This is a genomic window from Formosa agariphila KMM 3901 (assembly GCF_000723205.1).
GTDB lineage: Bacteria > Bacteroidota > Bacteroidia > Flavobacteriales > Flavobacteriaceae > Formosa > Formosa agariphila.
Window position 1 is genome coordinate 2,651,648 of sequence record NZ_HG315671.1, and the last position, 15,704, is coordinate 2,667,351.

Annotated in this window: 8 protein-coding genes; all 8 read right to left on the bottom strand. The window is 35.5% G+C overall.

Annotated features, from left to right (window positions below; genetic code table 11):
* Positions 1–82 precede the first annotated feature (82 nt).
* A complete protein-coding gene (locus tag BN863_RS11045; RefSeq protein ID WP_038530523.1) occupies positions 83–1,873 on the bottom strand; it encodes a glycoside hydrolase family 43 protein in 1,791 nt (596 codons plus the stop codon).
* The gene (locus BN863_RS11050; protein WP_038530525.1) at positions 1,874–4,732 is read right to left on the bottom strand and encodes an alpha-L-rhamnosidase; all 2,859 of its coding nucleotides are present in this window, start codon (positions 4,730–4,732) and stop codon (positions 1,874–1,876) included.
* A gap of 458 nt (positions 4,733–5,190) precedes the next feature.
* Positions 5,191–7,107, bottom strand: a complete 1,917-nt coding sequence (locus BN863_RS11055) for a hypothetical protein (RefSeq protein WP_038530528.1) — start codon at positions 7,105–7,107, stop codon at positions 5,191–5,193.
* A 107-nt stretch (positions 7,108–7,214) separates the two neighbouring features.
* Entirely contained in the window at positions 7,215–8,765 is a 1,551-nt protein-coding gene (locus tag BN863_RS11060) for an endo-acting ulvan lyase (RefSeq protein WP_038530530.1), read from the bottom strand.
* Between the two features lie 103 nt (positions 8,766–8,868).
* Positions 8,869–10,332: an alpha-1,4-L-rhamnosidase gene (locus BN863_RS11065; protein ID WP_038530534.1), complete on the bottom strand. Its 1,464-nt coding sequence runs from the start codon at positions 10,330–10,332 to the stop codon at positions 8,869–8,871.
* Between the two features lie 122 nt (positions 10,333–10,454).
* Positions 10,455–12,245 carry a sulfatase family protein gene (locus BN863_RS11070; protein ID WP_051774719.1) on the bottom strand — a complete coding sequence of 597 codons (1,791 nt, stop codon included), beginning with the start codon at positions 12,243–12,245 and terminating at the stop codon, positions 10,455–10,457.
* 21 nt (positions 12,246–12,266) lie between these two features.
* Complete coding sequence (locus tag BN863_RS11075) at positions 12,267–13,400, bottom strand: glycoside hydrolase family 88/105 protein (RefSeq protein ID WP_038530539.1); 1,134 nt, start codon at positions 13,398–13,400, stop codon at positions 12,267–12,269.
* Between the two features lie 6 nt (positions 13,401–13,406).
* A complete protein-coding gene (locus tag BN863_RS11080; protein WP_038530543.1) occupies positions 13,407–15,677 on the bottom strand; it encodes a glycoside hydrolase family 3 N-terminal domain-containing protein in 2,271 nt (756 codons plus the stop codon).
* Positions 15,678–15,704 lie beyond the last annotated feature (27 nt).

Genomic DNA, 15,704 nt, shown 5'->3' on the forward strand with positions numbered 1-15,704 from the left:
CCATAACTATTAAAAAAAATATCGAGAGTATTGACTCTCGATACTTTTCTTCCAAAACAAATTCTAATAAAGTATTAGTATTTTATTGATTAGCGGCCTTTGGCCCGTCATAATCATAGGTAAACCAATCAACATCAATATACCCTGCATCTTCTTTGTCGTTCCATGAGAAGAGCCCTAACCGGTCGCCAGTCCACTTTCCGAAAGCTATAGTAAACGTTGGCCCAAACCGTTTAAAATTTTTGCCATCAAAACTGTATTCATATATAGCTTGATTACTACGATTTGAAGTTCGGATATACAAATCGTTAACTGTTATTTCGGGTCCTACAGTTTTTTCTCCCATCGGTTCCATATAAAACAAATGTTTCTTTCCGTGTTCATCAACCTCAACACCCAATAAATTAAATACCCCGCCATACCGAACAAACCCTGCCAATTGGTGTGGTTTCATTCCGGACACATCAAACTTAGCTACAGCAGTTCCTGTGGTGATGCCCATAATACGCTGACTTAAAGTATTATTGGCTCTCCAAAAATCGGAATCGGAGCCATCATTGTTTGTCCACTCATTAATATTTGGTCCGTAGCCTTTCTCGTTTGGCAATACCTTACTAGCCTTTAAGCGTAACCACCCTGGACGCTCGGTTAACGACCAATGTGTATTTCTCGGATTATGATTCCACTCCCACTGAAATCCTAATTTAGGTGATGAAAAATCGTCATCTGTTCGTGGTGCGGTAACAGGATAACCATCAATTGGTTTTTTATACGTCTTTACAGGTTCGCCAATACCATCGTTATCTTCGTCTACACCAATAATAGGCCAACCGTCTACCCAAGTTACAGGTTCTAAACACTGTGGACGTCCTTGAAAAGGGATATCATCATTCTGAATGAGTTGATGCATATACCACCATGAATTATCTGGAGCCTGCATTAAAGCACCTTGACTTGCACTGCGGTTATTAAAGACGGTACCTTTTTCAAGGACGGTTTTAACCTCATAAGGTCCATAAATACTTTCTTTTGAACGCAACACAATCTGTTTTCTATCGTTTTTAGGATTTTTAACGCCTGGTTTGGTCGACATATCTCCCATGGTCCATTGTGCTAAAAAGATATACCAAGTGCCATCAATTTTATAAATTTTAGCCGCTTCTGCTCCCATACCTGTATATACCAATTTTCCTTCATCAAGAATTTTGGTGCCGTCCCAGCTCATTTCGTAAATTCTATTTTCATTCCCCTCAATAGTATTACTAGCCTCCTTTTGTTTCCCTGCTGTGTTAATTATTATATAAGCCTTATGCGTATCTTCATCCCAAAATACAGCCGGATCGTCTAATACTTCCGACTTTGGAAGCATCATAATAGGTTTACTCCATGGCCCTTTTATATCTTTAGAAGTAGCAACCATTAAACCATGCTGATAATCTATTTGATAGCAGTACCACGTACCTTCATGATAGGCTAAATCACCCGCCCAAGTACCAAAAGAATAACCATTCATTCGATCCCAATTGTATTCTGGTGCCCAAGACAAACTATTAAACACATGCCCTACGTTTGTCCAGTTTACCATGTCCTTAGACTCTAAAATGGGCATTCCAGGTGACATATGTTGTTTGGATGTAATCATATAATAGGTATCTCCCACTTGCTCAATATCAGAATCTGGATAATCGGCATTTAAAATGGGGTTTATATAAGTGCCATCACCTTGGTCTCCCCAGCTTCCTGTTTGCGCTTTGGCTATTTCTTTTGAAGGTGTCGCTTGTTTTTTTTCGGGCTCTGAATTGCAAGCTAAAAGGCTTAAAACTGAAATTAAAGTGAGTGCTCTACAAGCATTTAAATACATTATCTTTTTCATTTATCTTTTATTGTATAGAATTTTATACTTACCAGAACCCAAAATGACATTTGAGCCCTGTAAGGTTACAGATTTAGTGTTTTTTTGTAAATTTTGAAATGTCTTTCCATTAATGATTAAAGATTCTAATTCCGCTTGATTTAAAACTAAATTAGCTTCAGTGTTAAAAGGTATTTCTAAGGTCATCGATAATTTGCCTTCTTCAAAGCTCCAATCGTTTTTAATGTCCCCGTAAGGTGTTGGTACGCTAACTTTAGTTTGGGTAATTTGACTTGGAAATTCTGGGTTCACAATAAATTGCTTATATCCTGCTTCCTTTGTACTTGATTTAATGCCCCCTAAAGATTCGAAGAAGTAAGCCGAAAACCCACTGTGCATAGGGTGATTTAAAGAATTGGTTGGCCCTTCCATGGTTTCCCATTCAAATTGGCGTTCTGGCCATGTGGTAAAACCAGAGTTCATGATATAAGTTTGACTAGGAAAATCTGGCGTTGTTAAAATCCTATAAGCCAAATCGGCTTTTCCATATTTAGACAATACAGTATATATGTATCGGTTACCATGAATACCTGTAGAATGATGACCACCTTTAACTTCTACAATATCATACTCCAAACCATTTACCACGTTTTCGATTTCTTCCTCTGGAACCATACCAAATTGTAAAGCCTGAACTGTGGCGGTTTGACTTTGATACCACTTGAAATCCGTATTTGGAATTTCAACTAAAAAAGCTTTATTAAAGGCGTCTTTTAAGGCTTCTTTTTCGGCTTTCATTTCCGATTGAAATGCACCATCGTTATTCATTTTTGCAAAGGTTTCCATAATGCCTAATACATCATAGAAGTAAGCGTTAGCTGAAATTATTGGATCACATTCCATAGCTTCTGGGTTGGTTCTTCTATCCCAACGTGGCGGACACCAATCGCCCATACCATCTTGCATAATGCCATTTTCACCTTTAAAATTGAGGTAAAAGTTGGTTAAATCTTTCATTTCTGGGTAGTACTCATTTACGATAGCATCGTCGCCGTAATATAAATAGTTGTACCAAGGCAAATACATGGTGGCAACACCCCAATCTATTTTTGCGTAAGAAGAAGTACGTTTTCCTGGCGCAATCATGGTAGGCACTTGAAATTTTAGCTCCGGATTGTTATGCCCTTTAGTAGGGAGCATCTGTGTGCGGATATCTTCCATATACTTTTTATAGAAATCGTACATGTCGTAATTATATAGTGCATATTCACAAAAAGCGTGGGCATCACCCAACCAACCACATTTTTCGCGATGCGGGCAATCTTCAGGAATACCATGAACATTATCAACAATAGTCCATTTACTAATATTATGCATCTTGTTGAATAAATCATCGGAACACTCAAAGCTACCCGTTTCCTGAATATCGGTAGCGACCAAAACCGCCTTAATCATATCTGCATCTGGTTTTGTAGAAACACCTTTAATCTTAGCATACCTAAATCCGTGATAACTGAATTTTGGTTCCCAAGATTCTTGACCATCTCCTTTGCAGATGTACTGATAAATTTGTGCCATCCCATTGGCGCCACCTCCTGTAGATCCTGGAAAAATGTCTCTACCGTTGGTTAATAATGCTTCGGTGGTGATGACTTCAATTAACTGTCCTTCTTTTTCACTTACATTAAGTTTTACCCAACCAGCAATGTTTTGTCCGAAATCAACTATCCATTCTCCATCAGAACCCTTAAATACATTTTGAGGCTCATAATCTTGTAGTTTTTTTATTGCTGGAATTTGTTGTGCACTTATGTTCTTTATTTCTGGAGCCGTTTCTTTGGCAAACCCCCAAGAACTATCATCATAATTAGTACTTGTCCAATCACCTAATTCAAATCTGGCATCATAAGTATCACCACCATAAATATTATTAAAAACAATAGGTCCTGTTGACTCCTTCCAAGTTTCATCTGAAAAAAACTCTGATTCAGTTCCATCTTTATATTTTAGCTTTAATAAAACCCGAACTGTTGGTGGTCCATACGCTAAATCTCGATCTGATTCCGGATCATTTTTCCAAGAAATATTTTGTCCGTAAAACCCATTTCCCAATATAATTCCTAAGGCATTTTCACCAGAATTTAACTGTTCTGTAATGTCGTAATTCACATAATACGCTTGTTTATCGTAATTAGAAGGTGCAGGATCCAAGACATGATCACCCACTTTTTCTCCATTTAAAAAGAATTCGTAATAACCTAAACCACAAATGTAAACTTGTGCATTATCGACTTCCTTATTAAGGTTGATTTTATTTCTAAAATAACTAGCAGCAAAACCATCAACTTGGATTGGTTGTTCCATACGTCCAGTCTTGTATTCTCGAAACCGATATTCTGAAGTTCTAGTATCATTAGTTAAAGTAATCCATTTAGCTTCTCCCCAATTACTTTCGTCCAGTAACCCCATTTGAAAATATTGTGGTTCCGACCAATTAGATTCTTGATTAGACTTATCCCAAACCTTAACTTTCCAATAATATCTAGTTGCTGCTTTTAACTCTTTTCCTTCATATTTTACAAAAGTTGATTTTGAACTTTCTACTTTATTAGAATTCCAAACATCTGCATGAGTTTCATCTAGTTTATCTAAACTTGAAGCCACTAATATATGATATGCAGATTGCGATTTACCAAATCCTTCAGCTTTTATAATCCATGAAAAAAGCGGGGATTCACTTTCAATTGCAATGGGGTTACTTTTGGCATTAAGCAAAACCTTGTCAAAATCTAATGATGTTTGTAACTTTTGTTCCTCCTTACATGAGAAACAAAAAACGGCTAATAGTAAAAGGGAAAATAAAAGTTTATTGTATTTCATCTTAATTTTGTGTGTTCTATAATTATCGTTAAACAGATAAGTGATTTAATTATGCATAATCTTTTACCATTTTTACATCTAAAACATATTGTTAATTTTATTTAAAAAGCGCATATAGTCATAATAGCTTCCATTGTAGGTAATAGGTTAAATTAATACCTCTCTTTGAGAATAGCCATGTGAAGCAACGCAACAATTAAACAAAAGTTTTTTTGACATTTTATCTTGAACTCTTTGTATGTTTTAAAAATAAAATTATCCGTTTATATTTCTATCCTGTTTTACCGTGGTTAGCCATAAAACATCATATAGCAAAGCATTATAAAAGGACAAAAATTGAAACGTTTTAAACAATAACATCTAGTTTTTGGAGAAAATGATATAGTTATAAAAATTAATTAAATGAATAGGTTATTAAGGATAATTAACGTTCACTAACAACTAGTCTAAATTAGATATTAAACTACAGAAACAATTAGCACCAATTCTTTTATATGTGTTTCAAAAAATAGTTCTATAGGTAAAGCTTCTAATCCAGGAACCATGTTAAACGTTCTAGTTCCAGAATATTCTTTAAGTTTTAAAGGCACATTGGCTTTTATAGTAACTACTCCTCCTGGTTTACTAATCTTGATTTCATGTTCATTTACAAACTCTACTTTCTCTTTTTCCGGAGATGCTATTGGTAACACAAACGCTGTAGGCTCCAAAATATCTTGTTGTGTTGAAACTTTTATAGTCAGTCCTTCTTTTGCACAACTGTATGTTAAATGAAATTCTGAAGCCGTACCCGAAACCATTTTTCTAGACTCATTTTTTAGTTTAACAACAGAAGCTAAATTAATAACCTCTTTAGTGTCTATTGCCTCTAGATTAGCCGTTAAATCATAAAGATTCGTGTACCACTGGTCCTCTTTAAATGTTTCTATTCGGGGCGTTAAGGCAATATCCTTACCTGGTTGAGGCTGCTGATTGTAGGGTTCTACCATATTGTAAACGGCCATACTAGCCGCACATAACAAACCTACTTTATTATGATACAGGATGCCTAAACTTCCTCCTGTTGCTTGTCTATAATCTTTTTTATAATGGTATTCGGCATCGTAGGCACTTACCGTTCCTCTCCAATCGCCCCGAGAAAAAAGCAATACATCTAAATCTTTAAAGTGTTTTATACCATTGGCTGTTACTCTAGGTAAAGCCGTAGTTTTATTTATTTCTGGTAAATGTTTCCAATGATCTAACAAGGCTGCCAAGGGTTTGGCATGAGTGAATGTATGATGCACACAAGGCGGAATACCTGCCGAAATATAATGCGGACCGCCATGCAGCAATCCATTTGCTGTGCATTGCTTTAAAAGCTCCGTATTTTTTACGGCTGCAGTACCAAAAGCAGGATTAATATGTGCCATCATTGCAAATGCCGGTTGACTACCATCGCAAGTTCTGCTGCCCCAATAGGTCCATTTATACATTCGGTTACCCCAGCTATTATCCCATCCACCATCGGGCAACATAAATTCTAAATGGCTATTTAAGGATTTGGTTACTATTTGTAATAAGGCTTGGTCATCATTTTTAAGCGCATACATCACCAAACTATTAAGGGTTTCTTCTACATTATACCCTAAATCTACACCATGTAAACCTTTAGCACTTAACTTATCTGCTTCGGGTTTACATTCGCCATATAATAAATAGTCATTTTTTGTAAAAAAGGCTTGAACCTCTTCAGCCATTTTTTTACTTTTCTCCTTAAAATTTCCATTACCTAAAACATCGCCAATGATGTCCAATCCATATATGGCAGTTCCGCCGTAATTGATATTAGTAAAATCTATGGTGAAAGTATCGTAAATATATTGACCTGCTCTAGCTAACCGATTGGTCCAAGCTTTAAGAGTTTTATCGTCTAAAATATGACTATGATAATGTAAGGACTCTGCCAAGGCTATAGCTCCAAAAATAGTTATCCCTTTCCAAGATTTAGGATTTGGTATAACTGTCCAGGCTCCGTTTTCTTGAGACACGTTATTCTCGGCCCAAATCATAACTAATTTAGCCGCTTCTATATATTTTTCATCCCCTGAAACATCTGCCATATATAAAAATGGATAAACGGCATCCATACAACGTCCATGTATATGTGAACAAGAAGGGCATCGCAAAGCACCATGTTCCTCTAAATTAGATGGATTATTTATTTGCACTTTTAACATCCCATCACACCACTCTTTTAACAACTCTGAAGTTAAGTTTTTGAATTCTAAAGACTGTTCGGGGAAACTAGAGCACGCATTTACAATTCCAGCCGAAGGAAGAGACATTCCTATAGTTGCTAAAGATGAGAGTTGTATAAAGTTGCGTCTTTTCATAAGGTATGGATACGTTTTGAGATGTTATTTAATTTTGATTATTCCTTTGCTTCCCTATTTATAGGTTTTATAAACAGACTGTTGTTAATTATTTTTTGCAGTGTATCTTATTTTACTATCAATTTCTTATGATACTTGTTGTTATTTTTATCAGTTAACTGTATAAGATAAACCCCAGCTTTGAATTGCCCTTTATTTCTTATTTGTATAGTATCCCCATTAAATTCACTTTTAAAAATAGTATTTCCTAAAACATCGTATATATTAACTGTAACATGATTTATTGTTTTTAAGGAAATCGTAAAACTATCGCTTGCTGGGTTAGGAAATACACGTACATCAGAAGCTAAAATCGCGTTCTCATCTACACTCAGAGACTCAACAGCAATAGCTTTCCAAACACTTCTATCATCGGTATTCATAGCGGAGATATGAGTAACATTTCCATTTATTTCTTGATACATAAATCTGCCACTACTACCCGATTCAAATCGATATGTATCGTTAGATTCATTATAATGTATCGTCCAAACCTTATCGCCATCAGAAGAAGGACCTTCTTTTGTTGTACTTACTACCACATAAGCACCTCCTGGACCACCTGCACCTGGTGCACGCAGTATGCCAAAAGTTTCATTATCTATGTTAAACAAACTCCCGCTTTCTACAAAAGTCCAATAATTATTTTGCGCTTCACCTGAATCACTCATAATTACTGCTGAAGCACTAACTCCCGAATCTGATAAATACTGACCTGTAGCAACATTTTTTAATTTATAAACATCTCCTATTGGTCCTGGATTTGTAACCTCTACGTTTTCTACCTTTTGGTAGGTGGTATTGGCCCACCTTATTTGAGCTCGTCCTCCTTTAACTCTATATGCTCCATATCTAATACCCGATTCTGTTCCTCTTTCTGGTTCTGGAATATTCCAATTAAAAGTATCTCCTCCTATGACAGCATTACAATACTGTATTTTTTTAGAGACATCGTTAGGATCTTCTTTGAAACCAACTTCTAACTCAAAATTAGTTTCTTCATCCTTCTTTACATTCTTTAAGAAAACAATTTCTCTTCCATCTCCTTCTCCACCTCGATATAAAATACGCTCTGCATAAATATCGAACGAGACTTGTTTATCGGCATCTTCCCCTGTACCATAAACAGGTTTTGCTAAATACAAACAAATTGCTGGATCTGGTGAACCACCGCCCCCTGTGTGCTTACCTTTTGCTTGAGCAAGATAAGTTCCATCCTGACTGGTCCCTGAAGTATCTCCAACTTCAAGAATTCTAAAAACTCCTGTTAACCTAGCATAACTTCCAATACCCGTTTCGCTGGAGCGGCTTAATGAACGTTCTATTCTTGGTTGTAAAGAGGTATCAAAATCATTAGAATCAAACGTTATGTTATAGACACCCCAAGTTTTTCCATAAACTGTACTCTCCTTATAATTAGCATAACAACTACGGTCATCGATAGTTCCCACATTTACGGGGTTTGGAATATCTGTTTCTCTTACAGGGTTTGTACCTTCAGCAGTACATCTTGTAATAGCAGATGTATCTTCATCGGGCGCGGTTTGAGCTGTTACTACAGCTAAAAACATTAGAAAGTGTATTAAAATAATATTTTTAAGAGTAGTTTTTTCTAGCATTTTAAAGATAGTTTAGTTGGTGAATTTGATTTAAAGATCTATAACGTTAAGAACAAGTCTATCCTGTTTTATGTGGGCTTTAACTATACCATGTTTATAGGTTTTATTGAACCTTAACTTCATATTTTAAAAAAGAAAACACGGGTAGTTCTGCATTCAGAGAAATTACAGATTTCGATTTTTCGTTGCCTTGAGTAGCTTCCTCTTTCCATTCGGACCAAGACATTGTATCTTTTTCTTTATTATAAAGGGCAAAACGTACTTTAACTTTTGTTCCAGGCGGCACGTCTAGTTTGGCTTTTAGATTTAAATGTTCATCTGTAGTTGCATTAGGATTGGCATTGTAATTATATGCCATGATATTATAAATATTGTTAGAGACATCTTTAATAAAAATGGCATCCACATCGTTAGTTTCTAATAATGGCTTTCCATTTTTGGTAGAAGTATAATACGTCTGTCCTTGAATTGAAAAAAGTGCTTCTTGAGCCGCCTCAAAATTGGTGCCTTGCCCCCACTGAAAAACATTTTGCATATTATGCTCATAGAACATTTTCATGAGCCCAACTATAAATGAATTTTGTTGTGCTTTTGGCGCGTTTTCAAAAGCATTCCCTGCTTTATTTAAACTTTTTATCAACGCATATTCATGCATTTCTAGTTTAGCATTTTTATGCCATTCGGGTATGTCTTTTATCACTGCAAAATCTTTAGCATATACCTCTTTAAAAAGAGTGCGATCAGGTTTGTTGTAAAAAGGATAAAATGACACCCCTATAAAATCATAATGCACATTATTAGCCTTGCTCCATTTTATAAAATCGGTGCCCCAAGCATTTTTGGATGATCCCCAAAGAAAATGTGTTCCTACTTTGGCTGTTGGAAGTACTTCTCTAATGGCACTACTAGATATTTTATAAAACTCAAAAAACGCTTCTTTGCTTCCCGACCAATGTGATGGGGTACCGATTTCTCTACCTATATTAAATTGAATCTTTAACATAGATTCTTCTCCATAGGTATTCACTAAAAATTTCAAAACATCTTTTAAATAATTACTCCACGCATTGTAATCTTTTGGTGGCTCTGCATTTCCGTAAGTAGACACTTTTAAAGAATCTGCAACCAGCTCGCCATTTTTATTTCGTTGAAATGCCCAAGAAGGATTGTCTAATACGATTTGGTGTATGGCATACCCGGAGTTAATAACGCCGTCAATCTGATTTTTTAATACCGTAAAATCGGTATAAAAGGTTTTAGATTTTTTATCCCATTTATAAGAATCTTTGGATATATCAGGTTTTCCATTCTTAACAATACCACCTAGAGGTCTAACGATACATACTCGAGGTTTACCAAGTGGTGTTTTAATTTTTACACCATTTAATGGTGTTATTCTGTTAAATACATTGAAATGATAATCAATATTTTGCCTCGCATTCTCAGAATCTGTAAAGTCGGTTTGCAGAACTATTTGCGCTTGAATAGGAATTATAAAGATTACTCCAAATAAAAAACAAGTTATTATATATTTTAAAATATGACATAATCTCTTTTTATTTTTCATATATAGATTTATTTTATTGCTTTAACTATTTATAATTTTATGACAGTGAAAGTTCCTCAATCGTGAATTTCAGTAAGAATTTGTTTATTTACCAAATCAAAAAGTCTTTCAACAAACAATTTTCACAAATCTGAAGTAGAAATCTGTATCGCTTTACTAGGTTTAAAACCAATGCGATGTGCTATTATTTCTAATGTAGAACCTAAAGGCATTTTAAAGGGACCATTATAAATGTGCCATGTTTTCGACGTTTTATTTCCCGCAGTTACTATTTTGTATCCTACAGAAGCTCCTTCTGTATCACAACTTATGGTTATGTTTCCGTTATTTATTGAGACTTTTGGATCTGAAGTAACTGGTTGCGTGTTACTACCGTTCCATAATTTATTGATTAATTCCGATTCTGGTAAATTAGCGTCGTCTCCTATAGCTGTTAACCATCTGTCTAATTCTTTTCGTAATTCGACTAATTTATTCTGATACTCTGGATTATTTGCTAGATTTTTTAACTCGAACGGATCTGATTTGCAATCAAATAATTCTTCTTCTGGTTTCACGTCTCTAAACCATTGCATCTGCTCTTCATTAAGTTTTCCTTCTGCCTTAAGTCTTAGTAATTCCTGCATAGTAGGTATACGCTCTCTATAATCAATTGGCAAGTAATAGCCTTGTTCTGGTCTGTAGTTTCTAATATACTTGAAACGCTTATCTCGTACAGCTCTAATAACATCAGTCTCGGCATCAAAACGATCTGCCGCTGCGTGTATATAACTACGTTCTTTATTTTTATACTGTCCTAAGAAAGCCTGACCTTGCATATACTCCTTTGGTTTCTCTCCTATAATAGACAATAAAGTGGGTGCAAAATCTACAAAACTTATTAATTGAGGATCGCTTGTTTCTGCCTCAAGTTTATTTGGAAAACGAATAATCATTGGAGTATTTAATCCAGAGTCGTAAATCAATCGCTTTTCTCTAGGTAATGGTCCGCCATGGTCTCCATAGAAGAAAATTATGGTGTTTTCTAATAAGCCATCGTCTTCTAATTGCTGAAGCACAGCACCAACTTGATTATCCATTTCGCCTATATTATTGTATAATTTCCACATATCGCGTTTAACGAGATCTGTTTCTGGCAAATAAGGAGGAATATTAAATTTGGTATCCTTAGATAGATATTGTGGAGTTTCGGCTTCAGACATTCTGTTATTAGCATGCGAAGCACCATAATTTTTCCATTGATAAGTCGTGTCGCCTGCACGATATAATCGTGTTTCTATTTCCCTTAATCCGTAAGGTTCAAAAAGACCAGATTCGTGAGTATCGGTAAAATTAAATACAGCAAAAAACGGTTGATCATCATTTCTATTTCTCCAATGTGCATAAGGACTACTTTCATCCCAAGCCGTTACTGGGGCTTTAAATTGATAATCGGTTTTATAATTATTTGTACAATAATACCCGGCTTTCCGTAACCATTCACTAAGCATTCTAACATTAGACGGCGGAACCGCTTCGTACGCAGGAAGACCTCTTTCTTTAGTAAAACTATTTGTTCGCATATGATTAGCACCAATACTCGAAGGATACATACCTGTTGCGATAGCAGCTCGACTTGGTGCACATACACCCGATGTAGAATATAAATTAGGATAAATAACGCCTTCCTTTGCTAACTTACTTAAATGTGGCGTTACTACAGTCGAATCTCCAAAAGGTGGAATATAAGCCCCCATATCTTCAGTAACTAACCATAAGATATTGGGGCGTTCTGGTAACTTTAATTCCGTTGCTTTTTCACCTTTTATTTTAATTTCTTTATGTTCTCTTTTACAACTAACACATATTACAAAGCATAAGACACTGACAAAGAGTAACCTATTATTAAAAAATTTAAATCGTAAAAAAAGCATCTCTTTTATTTCTATTAGGTGTTACTCTTCCAGTTTTAAAACTTCACTACCTGCCATTAAAAAGGCTCCTGTACCAAAATTTTGCCAACTATCTGCCGATGCTGGTTCTGGCGAAGCTCCTATATTTTGAACCCATCCTACACGACCATCTTCATGTTGGCAATCGGCTAATGCCTTCCATGCTTTTTTTACAGCCGGTTCATATTTATTTCTGTCTAACAAGCCATTATTTACTCCCCAAGCTAAGGCAAATGTGTAGAACCCACTACCACTTACTTCTCCATGATCATAGGTTTCTGGACTTAATAAACTAGTTCGCCATAAACCATCTTTAGGTTGAAGTTCTAAAATTCTTGAAGCCATATCCTTAAATAAATTTTCATAAAACGTGCGGTGTTTATAATCATTAGGCATATCATCTAACAAAAGTGCTAAACCACCTAAAACCCAACCATTTCCCCTAGACCAAAATATTTTTTTATCATTTGGTTCTTTTAAATCTTTTTCTGTTCCCTTCCAAACAAAACGCATATCTCTTGCAAACAAACGTTCTTCTTTATCGTATAACTGATTATAAGTTTCCATGTAATACTTATGCATTTCATCTCGATACTTAGGCTGGTTTGTATGCTTAGCATATAGATTTAATACAGGAGGAGCCATAAATAAGGCATCGCACCACCACCATAAAATGGTTTTTCCAGAGGCACTTTTATCTGTTCCGGCCTTCCATTCATCATCCTCGTGTAAGTGAGCATCTAAAAACTTTTTAGTCGGCTCTAAGTTTACAAAGCCAGGACGTTTATCGTTCATACCAATATAAATATAGCTATACGATATTGCCACATCATCGGCGTGATGTAATCTAGAATAGGTTTGCCAATTATTCCAATACGCTTGGTTTTTTAAGGCGGCCATATACATCATATCCTGAGTGGTCTTATGAGCTCTTGATACACCTATGTAATAAGCTCCCTCTGTCCAATCTGTTGGCGCTAAAGCGAAAATAGGGTGTGCCTCTTGCCATTCTAAAGCCTTAATCATTTTAGCTTCAATTTCTGAATGGTTTAGCCCTTTTTGAGCATATAATTTCAATGACATCGCGCTACCAACTAACACACATAAAGTCAATATTTTTAATGCTTGGTTTTTCATATTAGTTTATTTTTTTAATTGAAATGAAGTTTTTTTATAATCTACAGAAGAGGTTCCAATCATTACGGTATATTCTCCAGACTCCAGTACTTTTTCCATTTTAAGGCCTGTAAACTTTAACATTTCGGGAGTAATTTTAAAGGACACTTTTTTGCTTTCGCCAGGGTTAAGTGAAATTTTCTCGAAACCTTTAAGTTCCTTATCTGGTCTAATAACAGACCCTTTTACATCTTTAATATACATTTGGACAACTTCTTTTGCCTTAACATTCCCTGTATTTTTAATAGTGACGCTAACTTCTATTTCTGAATCTTTTGTCATTTCTGAATTAGATTTTTTTATATCTGAATATTCAAAATTGCTATAACTTAAACCATAACCAAATGGATAAAGCGGACCATCTTCCATAAATAGATAGCCTTTCTTATAATTGATTTCTTTCATACTATAATGAAAAGGAATTTGACCTATAGATCTTGGCACAGTAACCGGAAGTTTACCCGATGGCGATACTTCTCCAAATATAATTCTAGCTGTAGATTCATCTCCAAACTCACTTAAATCCCACGTATCTAAAATGGCATCTGCTTGTTCTGAAATCGTATTAATGGCCAAGGTTCTGCGGTGCTTTAAAACCACAATAACAGGTTTCCCTAAAGCTTTTATTTTTTCTATAAGCTCGTCTTGAGCGCCTACAGGCTCTATAGTTGCGCGATCTCCTAAAGCATTATTAAAAAAAGCTTCTTTAGATGTAAACTCGTCACCTCCTAAAAATAAAATTGATAGATCAGAATTTTTAGCCATATTTACCATTTTAGAAATGGCATTTTCGTCGCGTTCTAGGAGTTTGGGTGCGCCACCTTTTTCATCGGTTAAATGAAATCCCTTTTCTGCTACGAAAGAAATATGTTTTGAAGCTACAGTCTCAAACATTGATTTGGTATCGTCCTTAACTAACGGCCCTAAAAGAGCTATTTTAGTTGTTTTATTTTTATTTAATGGTAAGATTTTATTTTCATTTTTTAGAAGAATAATAGATTCTAAATCGGATTCTTTAGCCAATGTTAATGAAGAATTAGCACGCACACCTTTTTTAACTTCTTCTATATCGATATATGGATTATCAAAAAGACCTAAAATAAATTTTGTACGCAGCACACGTCTAACCGAGCGATCAATTAATTTCTCTAAGTTTGGATTTTTCTTTACCATTTCTGGCAAGTAGGCATACGAATCTTCGGCATACAAATCGATATCTATTCCAGCTTCTAGCCCCATTTGCGCAGCCTCTTCTGGAGATTCGGCCACATTCATAAAATAAAATAAACGCGCTATATCATTAGAATCTGAAACCACATAACCTTTAAACCCCCATTGATCTCTCAACACACCGGTTAATAATTCCGGATTCCCGTGACTAGCAACACCATTGATATCACCATGAGATGCCATAATACCAAGTGTTTTAGCCTCTTTTACAGCCGCTTCAAAGGGTGGATAAATTTCATCTATTAGTGTTCTTGGAGAAATTTCAATAGCGGCAAAATTAGAACCTCCCAAAACTTGTCCGTAACCCGCGAAGTGTTTTGCGACCGCTCCAATATGTGTTCCATTTCCTAAGCCATCGTAATTTCCTTGAACTCCATTAATAGCGTTTACAACCATTTGGGTTGTTAAATATGTATCTTCACCAAAAGCTTCACTCATTCTACCAAAACGCGGATCTCGTACCAAATCGGCTTCAGGTGAATGACACATGTGCATCCCTCTTAATCTAGCTTCTCTACCAACTACATCCCAAATACGGTTTACAAGTTGCGGGTTAAATGACGCTGCCGATGTTAAAGGGCGTCCAAAACGTGTACTTCCTGCAGCGTCCACTCCATTATAAGATTCGGTTACAAATAATGCTGGAATACCCCAACGGTTGTTTTCTATAATATATTTTTGAAGATCGTTATTAAATTTTGCCGCAGCAACAGGGTCCATGTGTTCCCCCGGGTTTTTAATTCCTGCTATTCCTAATTTTAGTTTTTCAATTACCTTATCAGATAATTTTAAGTTACCATTGCCTTCTGCTTCTACTCCAATATTAGCATGAAAAATTCGCATTTGAGCAACTTTTTCTTCTAGAGACATTTTAGGTAATAATGCATCAACACGCTCTTCAATGGTTAGGCTTGCGTTTTTATAATCTTTTGACTGGGTATAGGTTCGTTGACAAGAAAAGAATATCGTGCCAGTTGATACTAAAAATGTAAATAGTAATTTTTTCATCTAAATTAATTCGTTTATTTTTTTTAA

What these genes read in the sequence shown, in the direction of transcription:
- BN863_RS11080 (WP_038530543.1), bottom strand. Translation starts at nt 15,677, where the DNA reads ATGAAAAAATTACTATTTACATTTTTAGTATCAACTGGCACGATATTC.
- BN863_RS11060 (WP_038530530.1), bottom strand. Translation starts at nt 8,765, where the DNA reads ATGCTAGAAAAAACTACTCTTAAAAATATTATTTTAATACACTTTCTA.
- BN863_RS11045 (WP_038530523.1), bottom strand. Translation starts at nt 1,873, where the DNA reads ATGAAAAAGATAATGTATTTAAATGCTTGTAGAGCACTCACTTTAATT.
- BN863_RS11070 (WP_051774719.1), bottom strand. Translation starts at nt 12,245, where the DNA reads ATGCTTTTTTTACGATTTAAATTTTTTAATAATAGGTTACTCTTTGTC.
- BN863_RS11055 (WP_038530528.1), bottom strand. Translation starts at nt 7,107, where the DNA reads ATGAAAAGACGCAACTTTATACAACTCTCATCTTTAGCAACTATAGGA.
- BN863_RS11065 (WP_038530534.1), bottom strand. Translation starts at nt 10,332, where the DNA reads ATGAAAAATAAAAAGAGATTATGTCATATTTTAAAATATATAATAACT.
- BN863_RS11050 (WP_038530525.1), bottom strand. Translation starts at nt 4,732, where the DNA reads ATGAAATACAATAAACTTTTATTTTCCCTTTTACTATTAGCCGTTTTT.
- BN863_RS11075 (WP_038530539.1), bottom strand. Translation starts at nt 13,400, where the DNA reads ATGAAAAACCAAGCATTAAAAATATTGACTTTATGTGTGTTAGTTGGT.